The sequence below is a fragment of the Paenibacillus agri genome, assembly GCF_013359945.1.
Taxonomy (GTDB): domain Bacteria; phylum Bacillota; class Bacilli; order Paenibacillales; family Paenibacillaceae; genus Paenibacillus_AQ; species Paenibacillus_AQ agri.
Window position 1 is genome coordinate 1 of record NZ_JABWCS010000188.1, and the last position, 23377, is coordinate 23377.

Annotated in this window: 22 protein-coding genes and 1 rRNA gene; all 23 read right to left on the reverse strand. The window is 49.5% G+C overall.

Features of this window, described 5'->3' with window-relative positions:
- Positions 1 to 65, reverse strand: a 16S ribosomal RNA gene (locus tag HPT30_RS03920); the annotation flags it as partial.
- A 450-nt stretch (positions 66 to 515) separates the two neighbouring features.
- Positions 516 to 2036, reverse strand: a complete 1521-nt coding sequence (gene lysS / locus HPT30_RS03925) for a lysine--tRNA ligase (protein ID WP_175370190.1) — start codon at positions 2034 to 2036, stop codon at positions 516 to 518.
- A gap of 244 nt (positions 2037 to 2280) precedes the next feature.
- A complete protein-coding gene (gene greA / locus HPT30_RS03930) occupies positions 2281 to 2760 on the reverse strand; it encodes a transcription elongation factor GreA (RefSeq protein ID WP_175370191.1) in 480 nt (159 codons plus the stop codon).
- A 202-nt stretch (positions 2761 to 2962) separates the two neighbouring features.
- The gene (dusB, locus tag HPT30_RS03935; protein WP_175370192.1) at positions 2963 to 3985 is read right to left on the reverse strand and encodes a tRNA dihydrouridine synthase DusB; all 1023 of its coding nucleotides are present in this window, start codon (positions 3983 to 3985) and stop codon (positions 2963 to 2965) included.
- Between the two features lie 26 nt (positions 3986 to 4011).
- Complete coding sequence (locus HPT30_RS03940; protein ID WP_217622246.1) at positions 4012 to 4203, reverse strand: helix-turn-helix domain-containing protein; 192 nt, start codon at positions 4201 to 4203, stop codon at positions 4012 to 4014.
- Positions 4170 to 4718, reverse strand: a complete 549-nt coding sequence (gene folK, locus HPT30_RS03945; protein WP_175370194.1) for a 2-amino-4-hydroxy-6-hydroxymethyldihydropteridine diphosphokinase — start codon at positions 4716 to 4718, stop codon at positions 4170 to 4172. The genes HPT30_RS03940 and folK overlap by 34 nt, the downstream gene beginning before the upstream one ends.
- A 10-nt stretch (positions 4719 to 4728) precedes the next feature.
- The gene (gene folB, locus HPT30_RS03950; RefSeq protein WP_175370195.1) at positions 4729 to 5091 is read right to left on the reverse strand and encodes a dihydroneopterin aldolase; all 363 of its coding nucleotides are present in this window, start codon (positions 5089 to 5091) and stop codon (positions 4729 to 4731) included.
- A gap of 26 nt (positions 5092 to 5117) precedes the next feature.
- Positions 5118 to 5975: a dihydropteroate synthase gene (folP, locus tag HPT30_RS03955; RefSeq protein WP_175370196.1), complete on the reverse strand. Its 858-nt coding sequence runs from the start codon at positions 5973 to 5975 to the stop codon at positions 5118 to 5120.
- A complete protein-coding gene (gene pabC, locus HPT30_RS03960) occupies positions 5972 to 6853 on the reverse strand; it encodes an aminodeoxychorismate lyase (protein ID WP_175370197.1) in 882 nt (293 codons plus the stop codon). The genes folP and pabC overlap by 4 nt, the downstream gene beginning before the upstream one ends.
- A complete protein-coding gene (gene pabA, locus HPT30_RS03965; protein WP_066367848.1) occupies positions 6850 to 7431 on the reverse strand; it encodes an aminodeoxychorismate/anthranilate synthase component II in 582 nt (193 codons plus the stop codon). Before pabA ends, pabC begins: the two co-directional genes overlap by 4 nt.
- The gene (locus HPT30_RS03970) at positions 7428 to 9044 is read right to left on the reverse strand and encodes an anthranilate synthase component I family protein (protein WP_175370198.1); all 1617 of its coding nucleotides are present in this window, start codon (positions 9042 to 9044) and stop codon (positions 7428 to 7430) included. Before HPT30_RS03970 ends, pabA begins: the two co-directional genes overlap by 4 nt.
- 464 nt (positions 9045 to 9508) lie before the next feature.
- Complete coding sequence (gene cysK / locus HPT30_RS03975) at positions 9509 to 10447, reverse strand: cysteine synthase A (RefSeq protein ID WP_175370199.1); 939 nt, start codon at positions 10445 to 10447, stop codon at positions 9509 to 9511.
- Between the two features lie 89 nt (positions 10448 to 10536).
- Positions 10537 to 11481: a peptidylprolyl isomerase gene (locus HPT30_RS03980; protein ID WP_175370200.1), complete on the reverse strand. Its 945-nt coding sequence runs from the start codon at positions 11479 to 11481 to the stop codon at positions 10537 to 10539.
- A gap of 9 nt (positions 11482 to 11490) precedes the next feature.
- A complete protein-coding gene (hslO, locus tag HPT30_RS03985) occupies positions 11491 to 12375 on the reverse strand; it encodes an Hsp33 family molecular chaperone HslO (protein WP_175370201.1) in 885 nt (294 codons plus the stop codon).
- A 303-nt stretch (positions 12376 to 12678) separates the two neighbouring features.
- The gene (locus HPT30_RS03990; protein ID WP_175370202.1) at positions 12679 to 13446 is read right to left on the reverse strand and encodes a type III pantothenate kinase; all 768 of its coding nucleotides are present in this window, start codon (positions 13444 to 13446) and stop codon (positions 12679 to 12681) included.
- Positions 13443 to 14318: a carboxylating nicotinate-nucleotide diphosphorylase gene (gene nadC / locus HPT30_RS03995; RefSeq protein WP_175370203.1), complete on the reverse strand. Its 876-nt coding sequence runs from the start codon at positions 14316 to 14318 to the stop codon at positions 13443 to 13445. The genes HPT30_RS03990 and nadC overlap by 4 nt, the downstream gene beginning before the upstream one ends.
- Positions 14308 to 15924, reverse strand: coding sequence for an L-aspartate oxidase (gene nadB / locus HPT30_RS04000; RefSeq protein ID WP_175370204.1), 1617 nt, complete (start codon positions 15922 to 15924; stop codon positions 14308 to 14310). The genes nadC and nadB overlap by 11 nt, the downstream gene beginning before the upstream one ends.
- A gap of 36 nt (positions 15925 to 15960) precedes the next feature.
- Positions 15961 to 16899: a quinolinate synthase NadA gene (nadA, locus tag HPT30_RS04005; RefSeq protein ID WP_175370205.1), complete on the reverse strand. Its 939-nt coding sequence runs from the start codon at positions 16897 to 16899 to the stop codon at positions 15961 to 15963.
- Between the two features lie 229 nt (positions 16900 to 17128).
- Positions 17129 to 19177, reverse strand: coding sequence for an ATP-dependent zinc metalloprotease FtsH (ftsH, locus tag HPT30_RS04010; RefSeq protein ID WP_175370206.1), 2049 nt, complete (start codon positions 19175 to 19177; stop codon positions 17129 to 17131).
- Between the two features lie 108 nt (positions 19178 to 19285).
- Entirely contained in the window at positions 19286 to 19825 is a 540-nt protein-coding gene (hpt, locus tag HPT30_RS04015; RefSeq protein WP_175370207.1) for a hypoxanthine phosphoribosyltransferase, read from the reverse strand.
- A gap of 46 nt (positions 19826 to 19871) precedes the next feature.
- Positions 19872 to 21314, reverse strand: coding sequence for a tRNA lysidine(34) synthetase TilS (gene tilS / locus HPT30_RS04020; RefSeq protein WP_175370208.1), 1443 nt, complete (start codon positions 21312 to 21314; stop codon positions 19872 to 19874).
- Between the two features lie 61 nt (positions 21315 to 21375).
- On the reverse strand, positions 21376 to 22314 hold the full coding sequence (locus HPT30_RS04025; protein ID WP_217622245.1) for a serine/threonine protein kinase: 939 nt from the start codon (positions 22312 to 22314) through the stop codon (positions 21376 to 21378).
- Positions 22304 to 23050, reverse strand: coding sequence for a vWA domain-containing protein (locus HPT30_RS04030; RefSeq protein WP_175370210.1), 747 nt, complete (start codon positions 23048 to 23050; stop codon positions 22304 to 22306). The genes HPT30_RS04025 and HPT30_RS04030 overlap by 11 nt, the downstream gene beginning before the upstream one ends.
- Positions 23051 to 23377 lie beyond the last annotated feature (327 nt).

The following is a 23377-nucleotide window of genomic DNA, read 5'->3' on the forward strand; positions in this document are numbered from 1 at the left end:
TCGACTTGCATGTATTAGGCACGCCGCCAGCGTTCGTCCTGAGCCAGGATCAAACTCTCCAAATAGGTTTTTTCGAGCGATCACTTCCTCGAATTACTCCGAGAAAATAACCATCCGAAAAATTATCGAAAAGAGCGATTGCTCATTTTGAAACATCTGACGAGAATTAAAAATTCTCTTTTTGAATTCACTTTCGTGAATTCGATACTCACTCGTTGTTCAGTTTTCAAAGATCAAGCTGTTCTTGTTGTCTGCTCAATGTCTCAGCAGCAACTCTTATACTATATCATGTCCGGCGTTTTAATGTCAAGCTCTTTTTTTGAATTTCGTTTTTCGAACTTCATTTTCGAGCTCGGCATTGTTATTTCTTGGCCGGAATTAGAATATACCATGTATAGAAGACCATTGCAAGTGTTTTTTTGAAAATTAATAGATTCAATAAAACAAGAGCCAAGCAGAACCCTTTGTATAGGTCCCCTTGGCTCTTCTTGCTTTATCTATTACTAAGACTGCACTTACTCAGCAGTACGATTGCGCATATGTGGGAACAACAGCACATCACGAATGGACGCAGAGTTGGTCAGGAGCATAATCAGACGGTCTACACCGATACCGAGTCCACCAGTAGGCGGCATTCCGTGTTCCAACGCGCGGATGAAGTCATCGTCCATTTCATGCGCCTCATCGTTGCCTTGCTCTTTCTCATGAAGCTGCGCTTCAAACCGCTGGCGTTGATCAATCGGATCATTCAACTCGCTGAAGGCATTGGCATGCTCACGAGCTACGATGAACAACTCAAAACGATCGGTAAACCGCGGATCAATATCATTCTTCTTCGCCAGAGGAGAAATCTCTACTGGATGTCCCATAACAAAAGTAGGCTGAATCAGCGTTTCTTCTACAAATTGCTCAAAGAACGCATTGAGAATATGTCCGAAGGTCATATGCTTCTCAACAGGCACACGGTGCTCCTTCGCCAATTGCTGAGCTTCCTCATCAGTCATTTGCACACCAAAGTCAACACCGGTTACTTCTTTAACAGCGTCCACCATGGAGACACGACGCCAGCCAGGGGAGAGGTCTACTTCTTGCCCTTGGTAGTTAACCTTCTGAGTTCCAAGCACCTCTTGTGCGATATGAGCAATCAGGTTCTCCGTCAGGTTCATGATATCCTGGTAGTCCGCATAGGCTTCGTACAGCTCAATCATCGTGAATTCCGGGTTGTGACGCGTAGAGATACCTTCGTTACGATAGACACGGCCAATTTCATATACTTTTTCCAAACCGCCAACAATCAGACGCTTCAAATGCAGTTCGATGGCGATCCGCATGTAAAGCTGCATGTCGAGCGTATTATGGTGAGTAATGAAGGGACGAGCAGCGGCACCGCCGGCAATGGCATGAAGAGTCGGCGTTTCGACTTCAAGATAACCGAGCGAATCGAGATAACGACGCATAGATTGGATGATTTTAGAACGGGCAATGAAGGTCTGCTGAACTTCCGGGTTAATGATCAGATCGACATAGCGCTGACGATAACGCAATTCTACATCTTTCAGACCATGATATTTCTCAGGTAGCGGCAACAGAGACTTCGACAAAACTTCAAGATCCTTCACCTTAATGGAGGTCTCGCCTGTTTTGGTCTTGAACACGGTACCTTTTATACCGATAATGTCGCCCAGATCCAGAATATTGAATGCTGCATATTGGGTCTCAGGTATGCTATCCTGACGAACATAAATTTGGATTTTGCCGGAAAGGTCCTGAATATGCGCAAAGCTGGCTTTCCCCATCTTACGTTTACCCATAATACGACCAGCTACGCTGACCTGGACATTCTTCTCTTCCAGCTCTTCCTGTGTGAAGCTATCGTACTCCTTCAGCAGATCACCTGCATTGGCGTTACGCTCATACTTTTTGCCGAAAGGATCGATTCCTAGTCCCCGCAGCTCGTCCAATTTGGCCCGGCGGATCTGCAGCAATTCGCTTAACTCATTCTCCTGAATCTCATCGTTGTTCAATTCTTCAGTCATGCCTTTCATCCCCTCTAAACTCATTAATGTCATATACGCAAGAAGAAACGGCGCCGCCCTTCAGCCTTTGTGAGGACAGTCCCGTTCCAGCTTAGGAAACTATATGTGGTTCTGTATTGCCGGTTGATGTTGAAAAAAGCTTCCCTAAGGAAGCTTTCCCAAACATGTTCCCGCGTCTGCAGCCCGGTTCAGCCAAACCGGTGTTTGCCACAGCAATGCTATATCAGACGGCAAGCGTCCGTGCTTACTTCATTCGGATATCAAGAATTTTATATTGAATAACGCCTGCAGGTACACTTACATCCACAATAGTGCCTTGCTTCTTGCCGATGATGGCTTTGCCCACAGGGCTTTCGTTGGAAATCTTGTTATTGAGCGGATCGGATTCAGCCGTACCGACGATCGTATATTCCATAACATCGCCATACTCCATATCCTCTACACTTACGGTAACACCAATGCTTACAACATCTGTAACGATCTCGTCGCTATTGATAATACGCGCGTTGCGAAGCATTTTCTCTAAAGTGATGATGCGTCCTTCGATAAAAGCCTGCTCGTTCTTCGCGTCTTCGTACTCCGAGTTCTCGCTGATATCTCCGTAGCCAATCGCTACTTTGATCCGTTCGGCCACTTCGCGGCGTTTCACGGATTTGAGGTTCTCTAGCTCTTCTTCCAGACGCTTCAGTCCGTCCGGGGTAAGGATGACTTCTTTATCGCTCATCTCAACCGATTCTCCTGTCGTATACATTTATTGAAAACACCATAACTATATGCGAATCTGAAGGGTTAAGAACCCTCCTTGCTGCATTGATCTAACTGTAACGGCGATTTTATACTGAGAAATTATATTGGAACCGCTACAAAATGTCAATGATGGCACATATAATGTTGTGGGTATTCAAACCATGCTCGCCGAAGAAAGGTTACACCGCAGTAAGAGTCGCTCCAGTACCCGGGTTGCTGTTATCTCCCTCATATTTCAACTGTTCGACAAAATCATTCAAAATCTTCACCATTTCATCGCGTTTCGTCTCTTCCATAATGACGTCCTTCACCCGCGCCGCAGCCTTCAAGCCCTTCAAATACCAAGCAAGATGCTTACGCATTTCACGCACGGCTACAGCTTCACCTTTGAGCGCGATCAGACGGTCCATATGGAGAATGGCTACCTTGATTTTCTCTTCCGCTCCCGGCTCAGGCATCAATTCTCCTGTACTCAAATATTGAATGGTACGGTACAGCATCCATGGATTGCCTAGCGCCCCACGACCGATCATGACACCGTCACAGCCGGTTTGGTCCAGCATAGCCCGCGCATCTTCTGGCGTGTTCACGTCGCCGTTGCCGATCACGGGAATCGACACAGCTTCCTTGGCCATTTTGATATAGTTCCAATCTGCACGTCCGGTGTAAAGCTGCTCCCGAGTACGACCATGCACACTGACCGCTTGACCTCCTGCCCGTTCCACTGCACGTGCATTCTCTTCGACAAAAATATGCTCGCTATCCCAGCCGATCCGCATTTTAACTGTAACCGGCTTCTCCACGACATCTACAACCGCAGACACCATCTCGTAGATCTTATCCGGGTTCAAGAGCCAACGGGCACCGGCATCACACTTGGTTACTTTAGGGACAGGGCAGCCCATGTTAATGTCGATAATATCGGCGTTGGTTTCCTTATCGACTACTTTAGCCGCTTCCACCAATGAAGCGCGGTCACCCCCAACTATCTGCAGGCTCAGCGGTTTCTCACGCTCGTCTACGAATAGCATTTCACGCGTCCGCTTATTGCCGTGGATGATCGCCTTATCGCTTACCATCTCCGCACATACCAGTCCCGTGCCAAACTCCTTGGCGATCAGACGAAAAGCAGGGTTACATACGCCGGCCATCGGTGCCAGAACAACCTGATTTTTCATCTCGATGCCGCCAATCTTCAACATTTCTTTCACTCCTTTGTTCTTTGGAGTTACGTTGGATCGGACAGTTCTTGAACCGTGACTCCTAAAACATCCGCAATTTTATTTAAAATTTGATCCTCTAATCGTCTATTGCCACGCTCGACTGCACCAAGCACAGCCAAGGATATTCCCGTACTATCGGCCAATTCCTGTTGAGTATAGCCCTTCAGCTTACGGAATGCCCTGACCCGCCTTCCCATACGCTTGTTGTCCACAGCCGAATTCCTTCCTTTCCATCTACATCTTGAAGCGCTTCTGTGACCCTGGCACGAAGTCCGGAGGGTTCTTGCTCTGGAACGATGTCATTCAGCGGAAAAAGCACAAACGCGCGCTCCAGCATACGCGGATGGGGCAGCGTCAGCTTCGGAGTATCGAAGGTCTGTCCTTCTACCCACAACAAATCGAGATCTACCGTTCTTGGACCATTGAGAATATCGCGGGTACGGCCGAGCTGATTTTCAATCTCCAACATGACGTCCAGCAACATCTCCGGTGCAAGGGTCGTGCGCAGCGCAGCTGCCATATTCAAAAACTGCGGCTGATCCAGATAACCGACCGGCTCTGTCTCATACACGCCCGAACTACGAACGACTTGAACTCCATCATGATTGTCCAGCCGATGCAAGGCTTCCTTCAAGGTTCCCTCACGGTCGCCCAAATTAGCCCCTAAAGCAATATAAGCCTCTGATTCCTCAGAGGTGGAATGGTTATTCATGATTCGACTCTCACTTTCTGGTTCTGCGCAGCTCTACGGTCACTCCCTGAAAATGAATGTCGAACGGCGGATGCGGCTTGGTAACTTTGACCGTTACCGCATTGATAATAGTATAAGTGTCCAGTACATGTGATGCAATACATTCACCCAAAGCTTCAATCAGCTTAAAGGACTTGGTTTCGACAATATTTTTAACCAAATCATGCACTTCGGCATAATTTACTGTTTGTGTGAGATCGTCATTCAGACCAGCATTCTGCAGCTCCATATCGAACTCCAGATCAATATAATATCGTTGACCCAGCTTACGTTCTTCCTCAAAAACTCCGTGGTACCCATAGTACTCCATTCGGTGCAGTTTCATTTTATCCATCTGACAGCCGCCCTTCCAAATATCAATTATTCCTGCACCACGGGTGGTGCAGCATATAGCATGGCATCGCACATCTTCACTGTACGCTTGATAAGAGCCACGTCATGCACCCGCACAAACTGACAGCCTTGAGCCAATCCAAAGGCTACTGTAGCAGCAGTTCCCTCCAGGACATCGTCCGGTGGCAAATCTAGCACAGTGCGGATGAATTTTTTGCGCGAAGTACCCAGCAGCAGCGGGTAACCTAATCCGGCTAAAGTATCAAGAGCCATCATTGCCTTCAGGTTCTCATCTTGATCCTTCGCAAAACCGATTCCGGGATCAAGGATAATTCGTTCCGGTTTGACACCTGCATGAATAGCGAGATGTACACTCTCTTTTAAATCCTCGCACATATTCATAATGAAATCAGTGTAATTGCGATCATGACGGTTGTGCATCAAAATTACCGGGCAGTCTGCTTCTGCGGCCACACTGGCCATCGCTGGATCAGCTTTGCCTCCCCATACATCATTAATAATGTGCGCACCTGCCAGGAGTGCCTGACGTGCCACTTCTGCTTTATAGGTATCTATCGATAACGGCAGGTGGGGTGCGGCGCGGTGGATGCTTTCGATGACCGGGAGGACCCGCTCCAATTCCTCTTCCAGACTAACCGGCTGATGGCCGGGACGTGTGGATTCCCCACCGATATCGATAATATCTGCACCATCAGCAGCCATTCGTAGCGCATGTTCAACAGCCTTCTCCGGCTCATTCCAGAGTCCACCATCGGAGAAGGAATCCGGGGTGATATTGAGAATCCCCATTACTAGTGTCCGCTGCCCCAAGGTTAGTTCTGTATCGCCACAGCGGTAGGTTCGCTTGTAAATTACAGGTTTCATTGCTTCACCCCCGTTCTCTCTTTGTATAAAGAGATCAGTTCTTTAGTGATGACACCGCAGCTTCCGCTGCCGACGGTGTGACGCTCGTTTTGTTCCCACAATGCATTAACTGGGACTAGCTCCTGCACGGAGTTGGTCAGAAAGGCCTCGTCCGCAGATCTTAAGCGCTCCCAATCATATTGTCCTTCCTCAATTCTCATTCCGGCACCAGAAGCCAGCTCCAATACCATTTCCCGGGTAATGCCTGGAAGAATGCCTGTAGAAAGTGAAGGCGTATATAGCACATTATGATGAACAAAAAATAGATTGCTGACTATTCCCTCAGCCAGGTAGCCATCAGCAGTAAGCATCAGGCCTTCGGCCCCTTCACTAGAAGAGGCATAGCCCGAAAGCTCACGCTTGGCCAAAATATTATTCATATAATGCAATGACTTGAATCGCTGCGTCCCTTCCGGCGTATTCCGGCGGTGGGACAATAATTGCAATGGCTTGCCTGCGGTATAAAGCTTATCTGATAGTTTAGGCAATTCCTTGATATATAGAAGGTGATTAGGCTGACTATAGTCTCCCGCAGGTAATCCCAGAATATCCTCACCTGCAGTTACTGTATAGCGGATATAAGCCTCTTGCAGACCGTTCTTATCCATTACCCGCTTGATCCACTGCAATAGACGTCCCTGCTCCTGTTCAAAAGGAATACCCAGTTCCCGGCAACCTGACGCCAGCCGTTGCAAATGCCGCTCCAGCAAGAAAGGAGCTCCGTTATAAGTGCGGAAGGTCTCAAACAGTCCTATACCGTACAAAAAGCCGTGATCCAGAGCAGAAACCACGGCTTCCTTGGCGTCGACTACACCATCATTGATCCCTATATAGTTCATGCCGTTTCTCCGGCTCTCCGTTTCAGGAAATTGCGCAGCATAGTGTGACCATGATTCGTAATAATGGATTCGGGATGGAATTGTACACCTTCAATCGGGTACTCTTTATGGCGCAAGGCCATGATCTCGCCTTCTTCAGTCTCAGCGGTAATCTCCAGACAGTCCGGCAGGGTCTCCCGCTCTACGATCAGCGAGTGGTAGCGTGTTGCTGTGAAGGGTGATTCCAGTCCTTCAAACACCGAGGTACCGTGATGGTGGATCGGAGAGGTCTTGCCATGCATTAGACGTTCAGCACGGATGACGTTGCCTCCGAAGGCTTGTCCGATCGCCTGATGGCCCAGACACACCCCGAAGATCGGAATGATCCCCTTGAAATGCTGCAGCACTTCAAGGCTGATACCTGCCTCATTTGGAGTACAAGGTCCTGGGGAAATCAGGATGTGGTCCGGAGCCAGCTTTTCAATCTCCTCAATGCTAATCTCGTCGTTGCGGGATACCTTCACTTCTTCGCCCAGCTCTCCTAAATACTGTACCAGGTTATACGTAAAGGAATCATAATTGTCGATGACCAAGATCATAATGTTGCTCCCCCTTCGGCGCCGCCGGAAGCCTGCAATTCTTGTGTGTGTTCACTACAAAGAACTGCTGTGACTATCGCTTTGGCTTTATTGTGACATTCCCGGTATTCACGGTACGGATCGGAGTCGATCACGATTCCCGCGCCCGTTTGAATGTATCCGATACCGTTCTGCACAGCTAGTGTTCGTATAATAATATTTAATTCCATATTGCCGTTATAGTCAATCCAGCCCATAGACCCAGTATATGGGCCACGCCGGACCGGCTCCAGCTCCTCAATGATCTCCATGGTGCGCACCTTAGGCGCGCCAGTGATCGTTCCGCCCGGGAAGAGGGCTGCGATGACGTCATAGGCGTCTTTGCCAGGAGCAATGGTGCCTTCTACCTGCGAGACCAGGTGCATGACATGGGAGTAGCGCTCCACAGTCATCAGCTCGGGCACATGGACCGAGCCGTAAGCAGCGACACGTCCAATGTCGTTGCGTTCCAGATCGACGAGCATAATATGCTCGGCGCGCTCTTTCTCGCTCCCGCGCAGCTCTGCCTCCATGGCAGCATCTTCAGCGGGAGTCAGTCCACGCCGCCGGGTGCCGGCGATGGGGCGTGCGCTGACGCTGTCCCCGTGCAGCTTGACGAGCAGCTCGGGCGAAGCGCTGGAGAGCGCGAAGCCAGGAGAGCGCAGCAGCCCCATGTACGGGGACGGGTTAAGTCTGCGCAGCCACTCGTAGATATCCTCTGGCTGCGATTTCAGCACTGCTTCCTGACGCAGCGACAGGTTCACCTGGAATACATCGCCCTTGCGGATGTATTCCTGAACGTCCAGCACAGCCTGCTGGAATTGCTCATTAGTAAAGGCTGAGGACATACCCGGCCATTCTCCGGTGGCACGGTCATAGATTTTGGCTATTTCGGCGCTGTCATCTATTAGCCCCGCTGCGGATGTGATCGTACCCCACTGAGCCAGCATTCGCTCGGCACGGCCCAGCGCATCATCGTATAGCTGTTCCACTTCATCTGAGCGAGGCGAATCCTTCCCTGACAGCGGCACATGCACTGCGCAATAGAGCATGTCCGTTTCATGATCATAAATCCATACTTCTTCCATTCTCATGAAGAGATAATCAGGGAACCCCGGATCGTCTTCGGCCAGGGACGGCAAGCGTTCTAGCGAACGGACAACATCATAGCCGAGAAACCCGAGGCAGCCGCCCGTAAACGGCGGAACGCCCTCAAGAGGCAGTCGCGGGCAGGTGTAGCCCGACATCCAGCGCTGCAGCACCTCCAGCGGTTGACCCTGCAGCAGGCTCGCCGCCGCTTGCGTTGAGCCACCCGATCCCAGATCAGTTGTTTCAGCCGAAGGGTCGATTACTTTGGCAGAATCGCCTTTCCCTTGCAGTACGGAAGCAGGTGTAAGACCGAGATACGTGTATCTGCCACCTTTACCGCTTTCCAGCAGGACAGAGTATGGAGATGCCAATTCCCATGCCGCCTTCCATGATGCAGGCAAACCCCTGGACTGTTGTTGTGATTGTATAAGTAATGGCAGGGTGCTCCAGCCTTCATTCGCCCACTGCTCCCACCACTGCCGTGTCGTTAAGATTTCCAAAGCCATCCTCCTAAAAGTTTTGTTTAGGTACGCTTCTTTGGTGTCACTACGTAACAAAACTTGCTTCGTAAGCACCCACTTAAGTTTTGTGAAGCTACGCTTCTTTGGTGTCACTACGTAACAAAACTCGCTTCATAAGCAGCCATTTAAGTTTTGTGAAGCTACGCTTCTTTGATTTCACTACGTAACAAAACTTACTCCGTAAGCATTCACTTAAGTTTTGTTGAGCATTACTTCAAATAGTCATTATTAATTATCGGTATATTGCCTGTCAGTATACTGTACATTTGGCCCTTTTGAAAAGACCGCACAGCAAAATAACTCCACCAACGGCAAAGTACAAGGTAAGAAATTACGCATTACAAGGCAGAATCGACAACAAAATGATCGTGTTAAAACATCAAAAAGGGCCTTCGCCTCCACCATATGGTGGGACGAAGGCCCTGAAGCGTCCGAACAGACGCAGTTAATTAAACTTCGAAATTATAGAGCGGTGTGCTCAGGTAACGCTCGCCGTTACTTGGGATCACAGCGACTACCTTTTTACCAGCACCCAGTTCCTTGGCGATCTTGATCGCAGCAAATACCGCAGCGCCCGATGAAATACCGGACAGAATGCCTTCTTCCTTCGCTACACGACGTGCCGTTTCGAAGGCTTCTTCATTCTCAACATGAACGATTTCATCATAAACATCCTGGTTGAGGATTTCAGGAATGAAGTTCGCACCGATCCCTTGGATCTTGTGTGGGCCTGGTTTGCCACCAGCCAGAATAGGCGAAGCTGCAGGTTCTACCGCATAGATTTTCACGCCCGGATATTGGCTCTTCAACACTTCGCCAGCACCAGTGATTGTACCGCCAGTTCCAATCCCTGCAACGAATGCATCCAGCGGTCCGCCGATGGACTCAATCGCTTCCACGATCTCAGGTCCTGTAGTTTCGCGGTGAATCTTCACATTCGCTTTGTTCTTGAACTGCTCTGCAATGAAATAGCTTGGGTTCTCGGCCAGAATCTCTTCTGCCTTCTTAACCGCACCGTTCATACCTTCTGCTCCCGGAGTCAGCACCAGTTCCGCTCCGTAAGCACGCAGCAGGTTCCGACGCTCCAAGCTCATGGTTTCAGGCATCACAATAACAACCTTGTACCCTTTGGCAGCAGCCACAAGAGCCAGACCGATACCGGTATTACCGCTGGTCGCTTCCACAATGGTGTCACCTGGTTTCAGACGGCCTTCCTTCTCAGCCTCTTCCACAATGCTGATTGCAATGCGGTCCTTTACACTGGAGCCCGGGTTCTGATATTCCAGCTTCACATAGATTTCAGCTGCTCCTTCCGGTACAATGCGGTTCAAACGAACGAGTGGAGTTCCTCCGATAAGTTCTGTAACATTGTTGACGACTTTAGCCATGAGCAAAAACCTCCTTGGAATGGTAAATGAATATTAGTGCAATGAATTATTTCCGACTAAATCAGTAGGTTTTCAATAATCTCATATTATCAATGTTCCAGACCATTGTCAATATTTATTAAAGTTTCATATTTGAGACGCAAATCGCTCTCCACTTGCCGAAGCGTAGGCGCCTGCTCCAAAGCCAGTTCCTGACGAATCTGAGATCGTATCTCCTCTGTATCCGGTACTGGACGCTCAATTTTGTGTTCCAATCGGATTACAGCGTAGCCCGCCTCCGTCTGAAGCGGACCCGCAATGTCCCCGATATCCAGTCCTGCCGCTGTACTCAGCAGCTCTTTCGGCCAGAAGGGATCATCTTCCTCTACAGTTCCCAGATTTCCGCCCTGCAAGCGACTCTCTTCGTTAATAGACAGTTCCTTCGCCAAAGCGGCGAAATCCTCACCCTTCTCCAAACGGTCCATGACCCGCTGTGCCATCTTGTAGGTAGACACCTCAATCATAGAAAGCTGCATTTCTCTCTTAGGGCGATAGCGATCCTCGTTCTGCTCCAGATAGCTGTCAATGTCGGAATCATTAATCGTTATTCCAACGGTAGCTATGGCCTGAAGCGTGAGCCGGTACACGGTCTCTTCCCGCACATCATTACGAGATAGGCCCAGTTCAGACTGCATTTGAGCGTAGTACTGCTCTTCTGACGGATAACCAGCAATGACGCGCTCCAGCTCTCGTTTGACTTCGGCATCCGTCACCTGGATTCCCAAGGTCTGCGCTTCTTGGCCAACAACGATGTGATTGATTATTTCCAATAGCACCTCATAGCCGTGTTTCTTTTTTAACTCAGCAATCCATTGCTGTTCGGTGATTTCTTGTCCACCCGCCGCAGCAACATCTGGCGATTCCGAATCACCTTCGTTTCCTTCAAGAACGGCCATGGCACGCAGGCTCCAAATTAGCAGCCCTCCGCATACCAAGGTCGCAGCAGCTAATAGGACAACGGCATTGCGCAGCGCGCGTTCCTGTCTTGTCATCATCTGCCGGCCCTACGATGTCGCTTGATCCAGGATCGCCTGCATTTCTTCTTTATTAAATTGATATGCTTCGTTACAGAAATGGCATACTACTTCAGCCTTTTCATCCTCTTCGATCAGACGCTCCAGCTCATGCTGGCCCAAACTGATCAAGGTCTGCTCCACCCGTTCACGTGAACACTGGCATGCGAAATGAACATCCAGTTCATCCAGCAACACAGCATCCGGCAAAAGCCAGCGCATCATCTCTTCAGGTTCCAAGCCCTGCTCCAGCAGTGCGGTAACGGAAGGCATCGTCCCCAGCTTTTGCTCAATCTCTGTGATCTCGGCATCCGTAAGACCCGGAAGCAGCTGAATGATAAAACCTCCGGCAACAATGACGGAGTTGTCCGTATCTACTAATACACCCAAGCCTACAGCCGCCGGTGTTTGCTCCGAAACCGCGAAGTAATAGGTAAAATCATCACCAAGTTCTCCGGAGACAATCGGGACACTGCCAAGGTACGGCTCCTTCATTCCCAAATCCTTAATGACCTCAATAAATCCTTCAGTGCCGACAGCACCTGCCACATCGAGTTTGCCCAAACGATTGCTCGGCAGATGAACATGCGGGTTGTGCACATATCCCCGAACTTCTCCCAGAGCGTTGGACTCTGCCAATACTCGACCTAGTGGCCCATTACCTTTAACATTAATGTTAAGTCTCTCCTGGCCCTTGAGCATGGCTCCCATCATGGACGCAGCAGTAACGGTGCGCCCCAGAGCGGCTGTAGCCACCGGAAATGTATCGTGTCTACGCCGCAGCTCTTCAACCAATTCTGTCGTGCGGACCGCAAACGCTCTTACTCTCCCGTCAAATGCCGTTCCCCGGACAAGCCGATCCTTCTTATTTTCCATTGGGTGCATACTCCTCCTATCATTTATTTTGACTATATAAGATAAAATTAAGATCCTAACGTAAGGCTCGTTCGTCACTACGGTGGAATGTTTGGACTTCCGGTCGCTGTTGTGTCCAGATTTCCTTTTTTTAACCGCTTCTAACGGTTGAGATCTGGACACAGCTTAGGCTTCCGTTGCGAGCTTTCCTGTGGAAAGCTTTCAGGCGAGCGCTTCGCTCCTACAGTTCCAAACTTCCCCCTTCGTTCCTCCTCGCTTTTTGTTACTTTCTTTTGTTCATCTTATATGTCTCTTTAGGCAACCTTATTTATTGCGTTCGTATACAATGCGCAGTCCTTCAAGCGTGAGCAGCGGATTGATCTCGTCGATGCATTCCGTCTCTCCGGCAATAAGCGGGGCTAGCCCACCCGTTGCAATAACCTTCAGCTCCGGCGCGTTCATTTCGATCTTGATACGTTTGACAATCCCTTCAACCTGACCTGCGTAACCAAAAATGATTCCAGCCTGCATCGCATGAACTGTATTACGGCCAATCACCTTTTTCGGCTTCTCCAGTTCGATGCGAGGCAGCTTGGAAGCCCGCTGATACAGCGCTTCGGTAGAAATGCCTAGACCAGGGACAATGGCACCGCCAAGATAATTAGCATCACCATCAATGCAATCAAACGTAGTCGCGGTCCCGAAATCAACAACAACAAGTGGACATTTATACTGTTCAATAGCTGCAACAGCATTCACGATCCGATCTGCTCCTACCTCACGCGGGTTTTCATACCGGAGATTAAGTCCTGTCTTAATCCCTGGTCCAACCAGCAAGGGATCTTTACCAATATATTTTACACACATATCAACGATCGTCTGAACCAGTGGAGGAACCACTGAGGATATAATGACACCCTCTACATCCTTGACCGAGATATCCGACATATGAAACAAATTGTGTATCAGCACACCATATTCGTCTACCGTTGATTGACGAGCGGTGCTCAGCCGAAAGTGATGCAGTAGCTCCCGCTTTTTATATACACCAAGGACAATATTAGTATTACCGATATCGACTGCCAGCATCATGAGACAGGACCCTCCTTCTTGGCGTTAAGGTCCAGGCTGATATCCAGCGAGGAGAAAGAATACGTTAGGCGGCCAACAGAAATCACGTCGACACCTGTCTCAGCCATTCCCCGTACGGTCTCCAGCGACACATTGCCTGAGGCTTCAGTTCTCACATGCGGCGCTTTCGCTTTAATTCTGGCTACAGCTTCCTTCATCATGTCGGTAGACATATTATCCAACATAATGATATCGGCTCCAGCAGCCAATGCTTCTTCTACCTGCTCCAGGTTCTCCGTCTCGACCTCGATGGTCATCGTATGCGGTATATTCTTTCGCGCCCGGTCGATTGCCTGCCGGATTCCACCAGCACCTTTGATATGGTTGTCTTTGATCATCACCGCATCATACAATCCAAAACGGTGATTCGCCCCGCCACCCACTCGAACTGCATATTTCTCCAACATCCGGTGGCCCGGAGTCGTTTTGCGAGTATCGACCAGTCGGGTTGATAGGCCTTCAAGCTCCTGCACAAAAGAAGATGTGCGTGTAGCCACCCCCGATAACCGCTGCATCAGATTAAGAGCAAGTCGTTCACCTGTCAGGATAGCATGTGTGCTTCCCTCTACCTCGGCGATAACAGTGCCTTTTTCCAGCATCTGACCCTCCTGAACATGGGCCGTAAACGTCAGTGACGGATCTACTACCTCGAACACTAGCTCCGCCACAGGCAGGCCACAAATGACCCCGCTCTCCTTAGCATGTATTATAGCCTTCGACTCATGTCCGGCAGGAATTGTAGTCTGGGTAGTAATATCACCCGAGCCCACATCCTCACGTAGCCATGACTTGATGGATTGTACCAGTTCTTCATTATATCCGTTAAACATCATCGCTTAATTCCTCCACTATTCCCAGCTCACGAGTCTGGAGCAGGTGTTTGCGCCACTCCTCATCATTGCGCTGCGGATAATCCTCACGGTAATGCGCTCCACGGCTTTCTTGCCGAGCGAGCGCCGACTCTGTGATCAGCAGGCAGCAGGTCAGCATGTTGGCGAATTCGTATTCTTCACGCTTAGATAATGATGCCCCAAAGATCGGCACCTGCCGCTTCAGCTCTTCCAAACCTTTAGACAGCATCTCCTCATTACGCCGAAGTCCGGCATAGCGGACCATCACCTTTTGCAGCTTCAAACGGCGTTCCACAATAGCCTGGGTCGAAGCTTCCGTACGTCCTTCCTGAATGCTGACAGCATTCACATCACGACCCAGAGGTGGCAGTTCACGAACCCGATCAATAATCCGTCGGCCGAATACAACAGCTTCGGACAAAGAATTACTCGCCAGGCGGTTTGCTCCATGTAGACCTGTAGAAGACACTTCACCACAGGCAAACAAGCGTGAAATATTACTTTCCCCGTTCAGGTCAGTCTTGATGCCCCCCATCATATAATGCGCAGCTGGAGCCACTGGAATCCAATCTGAGGTAATATCCAGTCCGTAGCTCATGCAAGTCTCATATATGGTTGGAAAACGATGCTTTACCATCTCTGCCGATTCATGGGTAATATCTAAATAGACAAAAGTCGATTTGGTCAGCTCCATCTGACTTACAATCGCCCGGGCAACTATATCACGTGGTGCCAGTTCGAGCAATTCATGATACCGCTCCATGAAGCGTTCCCCGTTGATATTACGCAGCACCGCACCTTCCCCGCGTACCGCCTCCGAGATCAGGAACCGAGGGGCGCCGGGGTAACTGAGTGCTGTAGGATGAAACTGAATGAACTCCATATCACGAATATGAGCACCTGCCCGATATGCAATGGCCACACCGTCACCGGTAGCAACCTCAGGGTTAGTCGTATAACGGTATAACTGCCCCGCCCCGCCCGAACACAATATTGTTGCATCCCCTTGCAGAAATAGCTTTCCGCCATCTGGCTGCTGCAACAGTACGCCGACGCATTCCCCATCCTCAGTAATGAGATCTATAACATAATGATCATCCCATACTTCAATATTGTTATGCTCCGCCACCTGCTGCCCCAAGGCCCTTACAATCTCATAGCCTGTAGCATCCCCGTTGGCATGGAGAATACGACGATGGCTATGTGCCCCTTCCTGGGTCAGCGCCAGAACACCATCTTCCTTATCGAACAATGTACCAAGTCTGATCAACTCATGCACACCCTCTGGACCCTCATTGACGAGGACATCCACAGCAGTAGAAGAGCAGAGGCCTACTCCCGCCATTAAGGTATCTTGGCGGTGGTAGGCCGGGGAATCATCATCGGAAATAACTGCAGCAATTCCACCTTGTGCATAGCGGGTATTACTCTCCATCAGCGACTTCTTAGTAATCATAATGACACGCCGGTCTTCACTGGCTTTAATTGCTGTGAATAATCCGGCAATTCCGGAGCCTATGACAATGCAATCCGTTTTTACAGTTGGAATATCCCGGAGATCAAAATCAACCAAATATTGTGGAATCATGACCGCTCACCTGTTTCAACGAAAGAGTAGCGCATGCTACTTGACTAGTAGCATGCGCTCTAAGGAAGTTCTGGCTTTGTCGGCGATAGCGGGTGGAACGTAAATTTGCGGTTTCATCGTTTCCAGGGCCTTCACCAATTTTTTGAGATTATTAACCTTCATATTAGGGCACACAAGAAACTTTGTGGCAAAATGGAACTCTTTATCCGGACTATCCTTACGGAGCTGATATCCGGTACCATCTTCGGTGCCAACAATAAACTGCTTGCGATCCGACTTGCGGCAGTATTCCAAAATCGAGGTGGTGCTACCAACATAATCCCCCATGGCTACAACTTCAGGGCGGCATTCTGGATGAACCACGAACTCTGCGTCAGGATATTTGGCTCTCATCTCCACTACATCCTTGACTGTCAACATGTCGTGGGTATTGCAGTAGCCTTCCCAAATGATCAGCTTCTTGCCGGTTTGATCTTGAACATATTGTCCGAGATTCTTATCCGGTACCCAGATGATTTCTTCGGCATCCAGCGATTCAATGACCTTCACCGCATTCGCGGAGGTACAGCAAATATCCGTCTCCGCCTTGATTTCTGCGGACGAATTGATATAAGTAACGACTTTAGCATTAGGGTGTTGAGCCTTCAGCTTACGAAGTCCTTCCACATTGACCATATCAGCCATTGGGCAGCCGGCGCGTTCATCAGGAATGATTACTGTCTTGTTAGGCGCCAAAATTTTAGCACTTTCCCCCATGAAATGCACACCACAGAACACAATCACTTCTGCATCTGTCTCCGCTGCCTTCTGAGCCAGCAAAAACGAGTCACCCCGGAAATCAGCAACCTCCTGAATTTCATCCCGTTGATAGTAATGAGCCAAAATGATTGCGTTTCGTTCTTTCTTAAGCTGTTCGAGACGTATACGAAGTTCACGATTCTGTTCCTGCTTGCGCTCCAGCGCCAAAGCTTCCATGGTCTGTACTCCCCCTTATGTCTTCGCGGCTTGAGGCCGGCACGTTCATGTCAAATTGGATCATATAAAAAGTAAGTAATATTAATCACTAATGTACACAACGTTCCAGCCCCTGTCAATGTAACTGGAAAGACAGCCCACGACTTCTTTTCCAGAGTGCAGACACAAAAAATCCGGAGAACATAACCGTTCTCCGGATTTGCAGCAGTTAATTTAGTTAAAAGACAACTTAGGAAAGACTTCCGCCGCCCTTATTATCATCCGATCCATCATTGCCTTCAGATCCCGGATTGTTCGGGATATCCTTGGCCAGATCCGGTGATGTGGACTGGGTATCCTCAGGCTTGCCTTGAATACGCACACGCACATCTCCGATAGAATCAATTACTGGCTCTCCACCCTCATGGGCAACACCTTCGGATTCCTCAGGCTTGCCATCTTCAGACAGGTAACCCTGCTCGATCAGTTCTTTGATCTGATCCAGCTCCAGTGTTTCCTTCTCAAGCAAGGTGTTAGCAATAAGGTGCATTTCCTTGGAGTACTTGGTCAACAGTTCTCTACAACGCTCGTAGCACGTGCGGATAAAGTTCTGCATTTCTTGATCAATTTCATAAGCGATGGAGTCACTGTAGTTCTGCTCATGCCCGATATCGCGGCCCAGGAATACTTGGCCTTGGGATGTTCCGAACTGCAGAGGTCCCAGCTTATCAGACATACCGTACTCCATAATCATGCTACGAACAATAGACGTAGCCTGTTGGAAGTCACTGTATGCGCCTGTACCGATTTCGCCGATGAACATTTCTTCAGCGACACGGCCACCAAGCAATCCCGTTACTCTATCAAGCAATTCCTGCTTGGTTGCAAGCATCCGGTCTTCCTTAGGAAGCATAATGACATATCCGCCTGCGCGTCCGCGCGGGATGATCGTTACTTTATGCACCATATCGGCATGCTCCAGGAAGTAACCAGCAATGGTATGACCCGCTTCGTGGTAAGCCACAATACGCTTCTCGCGGTCGCTGATAACACGGCTGCGTTTCTCCGTACCCACAATTACGCGGTCAATCGCTTCATCCACTTCACGCATGGAGATATCCTTGCGGTTGCGGCGTGCAGCGAGCAATGCCGCTTCGTTCAGGAGGTTCTCCAGATCAGCACCCGTGAATCCAGTTGTACGCTTGGCGATTACATCCAGCTTCACATCCTTCGTCAGCGGTTTGTTACGGGAGTGAACTTTCAGTACTGCTTCACGGCCTTTCACATCAGGGCGGTCAACCGTAATTTGACGGTCAAAACGTCCCGGACGAAGCAAGGCTGGGTCAAGAATATCTGCGCGGTTAGTTGCCGCTACAATGATAATACCTTCGTTGCCACCAAAGCCGTCCATTTCAACGAGCAATTGGTTGAGTGTCTGTTCACGCTCATCGTGTCCACCGCCGAGGCCAGCGCCACGTTGGCGTCCGACTGCGTCAATCTCATCAATGAAGATGATACAAGGCGCATTCTTCTTGGCGTTCTCGAACAAATCACGTACACGGGAAGCACCGACACCGACAAACATTTCCACAAAGTCAGAACCGGAGATACTGAAGAATGGAACACCGGCTTCACCAGCTACCGCACGGGCCAGCAAGGTTTTACCTGTTCCCGGAGGACCTACGAGCAATACGCCTTTAGGGATACGTGCACCCACAGCAGCGAATTTGCGTGGATCTTTCAGGAATTCCACGACCTCGACAAGCTCTTGCTTCTCTTCGTCGGCCCCTGCAACATCCTCAAAGCTGATTCGCTTCTTCTCTTCATTATATAACCGGGCTTTGCTCTTGCCGAAATTCATGACCTTGCCGCCGCCACCCTGCGCCTGATTGAACAGGAAGAAGAACAGGATGAACATGATCACCAGCGGGATAATGGAGGAGAGGAACGTCAGCCAAATGCTGTCGCCTTGCATCTTCTTCTGCTCATACTCTACGCCGTGTTCATCACTGGCCTTAACCAATTCGTTAAGAGCAGCATCTGTAGGAGGGATATATGTGGAGAAGCTTTTAGATTTTTTGTCTGCCGGCAGCTCTTTATACTCACCTGTAACCAGGAACGCGTTGCCTTCAAACTGAACCGTTACGCTCTTCACATTATCGCTCTTGATTTCCTGTCTTAACTGGTCATATCTAGGGAAATCGGCGGATTCATTTCCATTGCTTACAAACTGGACAATGCCCACCACGACTAAAAATAAAATCAAATAAAAACCAGAATTCCGGATGAACCGATTCATCCCCTACCTCCTCTCACAACACTCAAGTTATTGTACCATAGCCTGTCGGGACACCTCAAATAAGGGAAGTCCTGGAGTCTGATCACCAGCTGTAAGGCTGTCAATTGTTCAGTTGGAATAAATTTCAGGCTTCAGCACGCCGACGTAAGGGAGGTTCCGATACCGCTCGGCATAATCCAATCCGTAGCCCACAACAAATTCATCGGGCAATACAAACCCTGTGTACTCTGCTTCAAGGTTGACTGTACGTCCCGCAGGTTTGTCAAACAGGGTAACTACTGAGACTGACTTAGCATTACGATTACGCAGCAGCTCGATCAGGTAGCTGAGCGTAAGGCCGCTGTCGATGATATCCTCAACGATCAGCACATCACGGCCCTCTACCGACACATCAAGATCTTTAATGATTTTGACAACGCCGGAAGACTTTGTAGATGCTCCATAGCTCGATACCGCCATAAAGTCCATCTCCAGAGGTACTGTAATGACTTTAACCAAATCTGCCATAAATATAAACGCACCTTTTAAAACACAGATCACTAAAGGGTTACGTCCTGCATATTCCTTGCTCAGCACAGTGCCAAGCTCCTTGATTTTCTGCTGAATTTCCTCTTCGCTGATTAAAACCTCTTTAATATCATTTTGCAACTTGCGAGACCTCCTAAGTTATACTATGAAAGACTTACTTCGACCATTACGTTTCTTCAGTCCCATCACCGTCTTCTAGCGACAGGAGAAGGACCGCGGCCGTATGCCGCCCTACTGCGGCATGCATCGAGCGTCTTACGCCCGGAATCCAGACGATATTGCCCAAACCATCGCACACGAGGGGAATTATAGATCGCTCGGAAGAAGGTATTTTATCATCAATGTAAATATCTTTTACCTTTTTGCTTCCGTTTAATCCCATAACCTTAATGGTATCTCCAGGCAATCTGGAACGGATGGTCAGCGGAAAGACCAATTCATCTAAGTCAAACCATGCCGACATCAATTCAGACTGCTCCCCGCGTAAAAAAAAGCTTTCTCTCTCCAGCACCGTCATCGTCATCACTTTCCCAATCTCACCGAGCGAAAGCCGGGTCTGGGGCAAAGAAATCCGATATGTATAGCTTGCCTGCACCTTCGGAGGCTTGGACGAGAACAACATCATGTCATATTGCCGGATACAGGTAAGCCCCCCGCCCAGATCAAGACTCCAGGTCGTAGGATATTCCTGTAATGTCCGCCGCCGTACAGATTCAATTTTGGAGAAATCCGTAATGGAAGAATCCGCCGACAGATAATTTAATATTAGTTTAATCAAACGCCGTTGTAAAGCGGAGGGTACGGCCGCAAAGGATACCCTTTCAAATGTATATTTCCCGCTATTTACGGAAACCAGTTCATCAAAGCATCTGGTAGCAGCTTCCTCCATATAATCATCCTCGGCTCCAGCAATCTCTGCCAGTTGCAGCAAAGAATGTCCCAAGCGTCCATTGTATCTTTCCAGAAAAGGCAGCACCTCCAGCCGCACAGCATTCCTCGTATATTGCGTCAGCAGATTGCTGGCATCTTCCGCATAGGGATAACCATTCTCCTGGCACAGGCCCACAAGGGCCGTTTTGTTAATACGGAGGAAGGGGCGAATGAGTTGCACCTTTTTTTCAGACCGCTTCCATCTCATGCCGGCCAGTCCCGAGAGCCCGCTCCCACGCAACAGCCGCATCAGTACGGTCTCAGCCTGATCATCGGCATGATGGGCCAGCGCGACAGCTTGAGCCCCATACCGGTGAGCGGTATCAATAAGAAACTGATAACGCTTCTCCCGGGCAGTTCCCTCCGGACCAAGACCACTGTCCTTGGCCAGAGTAGGAATATCAAACTCCGCCATTTCGAAAGGAATATCGAGTTCTGCCGCCAACTGACGGACAAGCTCTGCCTCTTCTACCGACTCCACCCTGAATCCATGATTTACGTGGGCACATATTAGTTTTAAAGGTGTCCGATTTGCCGCAATTTCATGCAGTACATGCAAAAGAGCCACAGAATCCGGTCCGCCGGATACTGCGACTACAATGGTGTCATGAGGCGACCACAGCCCATGCTCAGCTGCAGACTCCAGTACAGCATCCACCAGTCCGTTCATTTGCTCCATATGCGGCTCCCTTCCCGCCCGGCCGTTTGCACAGGTTCGTATACCGGCAGTATGTATAATTTCAAAATCGCAGTAGCCAATAAATTGTAAAGGCCAGCATGAATAAAGACAAGCCAAACGCGTTTTTCAGCCAGCGGGGCGTGGCCATATGCTCTGGTCTGGCCTTACGCGAGCCATATATATGATTCTTCCAAATCTCCATAGCCTCGGCCGAGCCGTTGAATCCACCTTTCAGCGCATGACAAATCCAGGAGGACAACTTCTTATCCGGCAGGCTGCGGGCAAGCTTCAACAGTTCATCCACACTTCGCGTCTGCGGAAGCTGCAGAGCTGCACTCTTCAGACCAGGTTCATTGAGCAGGCGAAGACAGAGAACGGCAAAGGCAAACAGATCATAAGCCTCATCCCCTGTCCGGCTGCCAGCATTCCAGAAGCCACGGTCATGCCATTCAGTAAATTGCTTCACACTCCGGCCCATTGGGCTTGCGCCGCCAAAGTCAATCAGTTCCGCTTCTCCGACGTCAGAAACCATAACATTCTCCGGCTTCAAATCACCAAATACAAAGCCGCATTCATGAAGCCTGCGCAGCTTATCAAGCAGTTTCAGGCCCACAAGCCCAAGCCAGTCCGGTCCGTTCTTAGAAAGAAAATGATGCAGCGGTCTGCCCTGCACATATCTCATTACGTAGAACGGCTTATTGTCGTCCTCCCTGTAATCATCTGCTTCCAGCAGATAGGACGACAAGGGCGATTCCCGCTGGGCGCGGTATTCATTGCGCTTCCGGCGGGACTGCAAGGAAGTGAGCACATTGATCTCGGATTGCAGATCAAGCGCATCGTATCCTATTTTAAGCGCATAGTATTCCCGCCTCCCTTGTCGCTGCACGAGATATACGGTTCCATTCGCGCCCCTGCCCAGCAATCGCTGTATCACATAACGGTTTCCCCGCCATTTCCCGGTGATAACGGTGCCGAGAGGATAAGGCGGATTAGACGACATACCCACCAATCATCCCTTCTCTTTCGTCTGGATCTTCAGTCATCAGGCGTCCATGATGTCCATCCAGTGTATCATAACGGTAATGCTCAAGCACCCTGAAAATCGCTGGTCCTGTAGGAGTGGCGCCTCTCATCCGCAGCTTGGAGAACAAAGAGCGGACACCAGACACGTTGCTGGTCCAGTCCATATCAAGCTCTGCATCCTCACTGCTGGTGCGTCCGGGAAAATGAAAGACAGCGATCTCGCTTTTACCTTCCCGTGCCTCCAGACTTAGCGCCAGATCTCGGATAGCATCCTCTACCGCAGCAAGCTTGGGCTTCATGCTGGCGCTGGCATCAATAAGCAGAGCAATACGCAGCGGCGATGTTTCCGTCAGCTCGTCCACGACATTGACGACCTGAGAACGCTGTAGCGGTGGCAATTCTTCCAGCGAGCCATCACCGAGTATTTTTTTCACCTCTTTATTAACCGCCTGCTGAATGGTCTGAACTACAGTCTTTCGCGTCATCATCTGTATCGTTTGGGCCAATTGCGGTGTTCCGACTATACGGCTCAGCCCCCCTCCGGCCTTCGCAATATCGGCAATCTCCCGGCTACCCAGCTCGCCAATTGTTCCATGATCAATCACACCGACCACGTTAACGGTGATTCCCTCCTGCAGGGCATGAGCCGCTGCCATCACCGGACTTTCCCCCACGTTCGAACATCCGTCTGTAATGAGCAGAATCTGCTTCATAACCATTCACTCCCCTTTTGTCTGAAACCTCTGTTTCTAGCATGTCCAGAAATGAGAGATTTCAAACTCGCATTTTGTGATGTGAAAGGCTTTTAGAAAGACTGTGAATGAAGGGGAACTGCGAGAAATGTTGGGCTTTCGATCGCTGTTATTCTCTGATTTCTTTCATCAGAACCGTTATAGTGGTCGAAATCAGAGAATAAAGGCGAACGCTTCGCTTCTACAGCTCCAAAATTTCTCTTTCGTTCCATACCATTCACTTTTTCAAAAGCCTAACACCACCATAAATTGCGGTGTTTGGGTGGGGAGGAACAAGTGGTGGCGAGT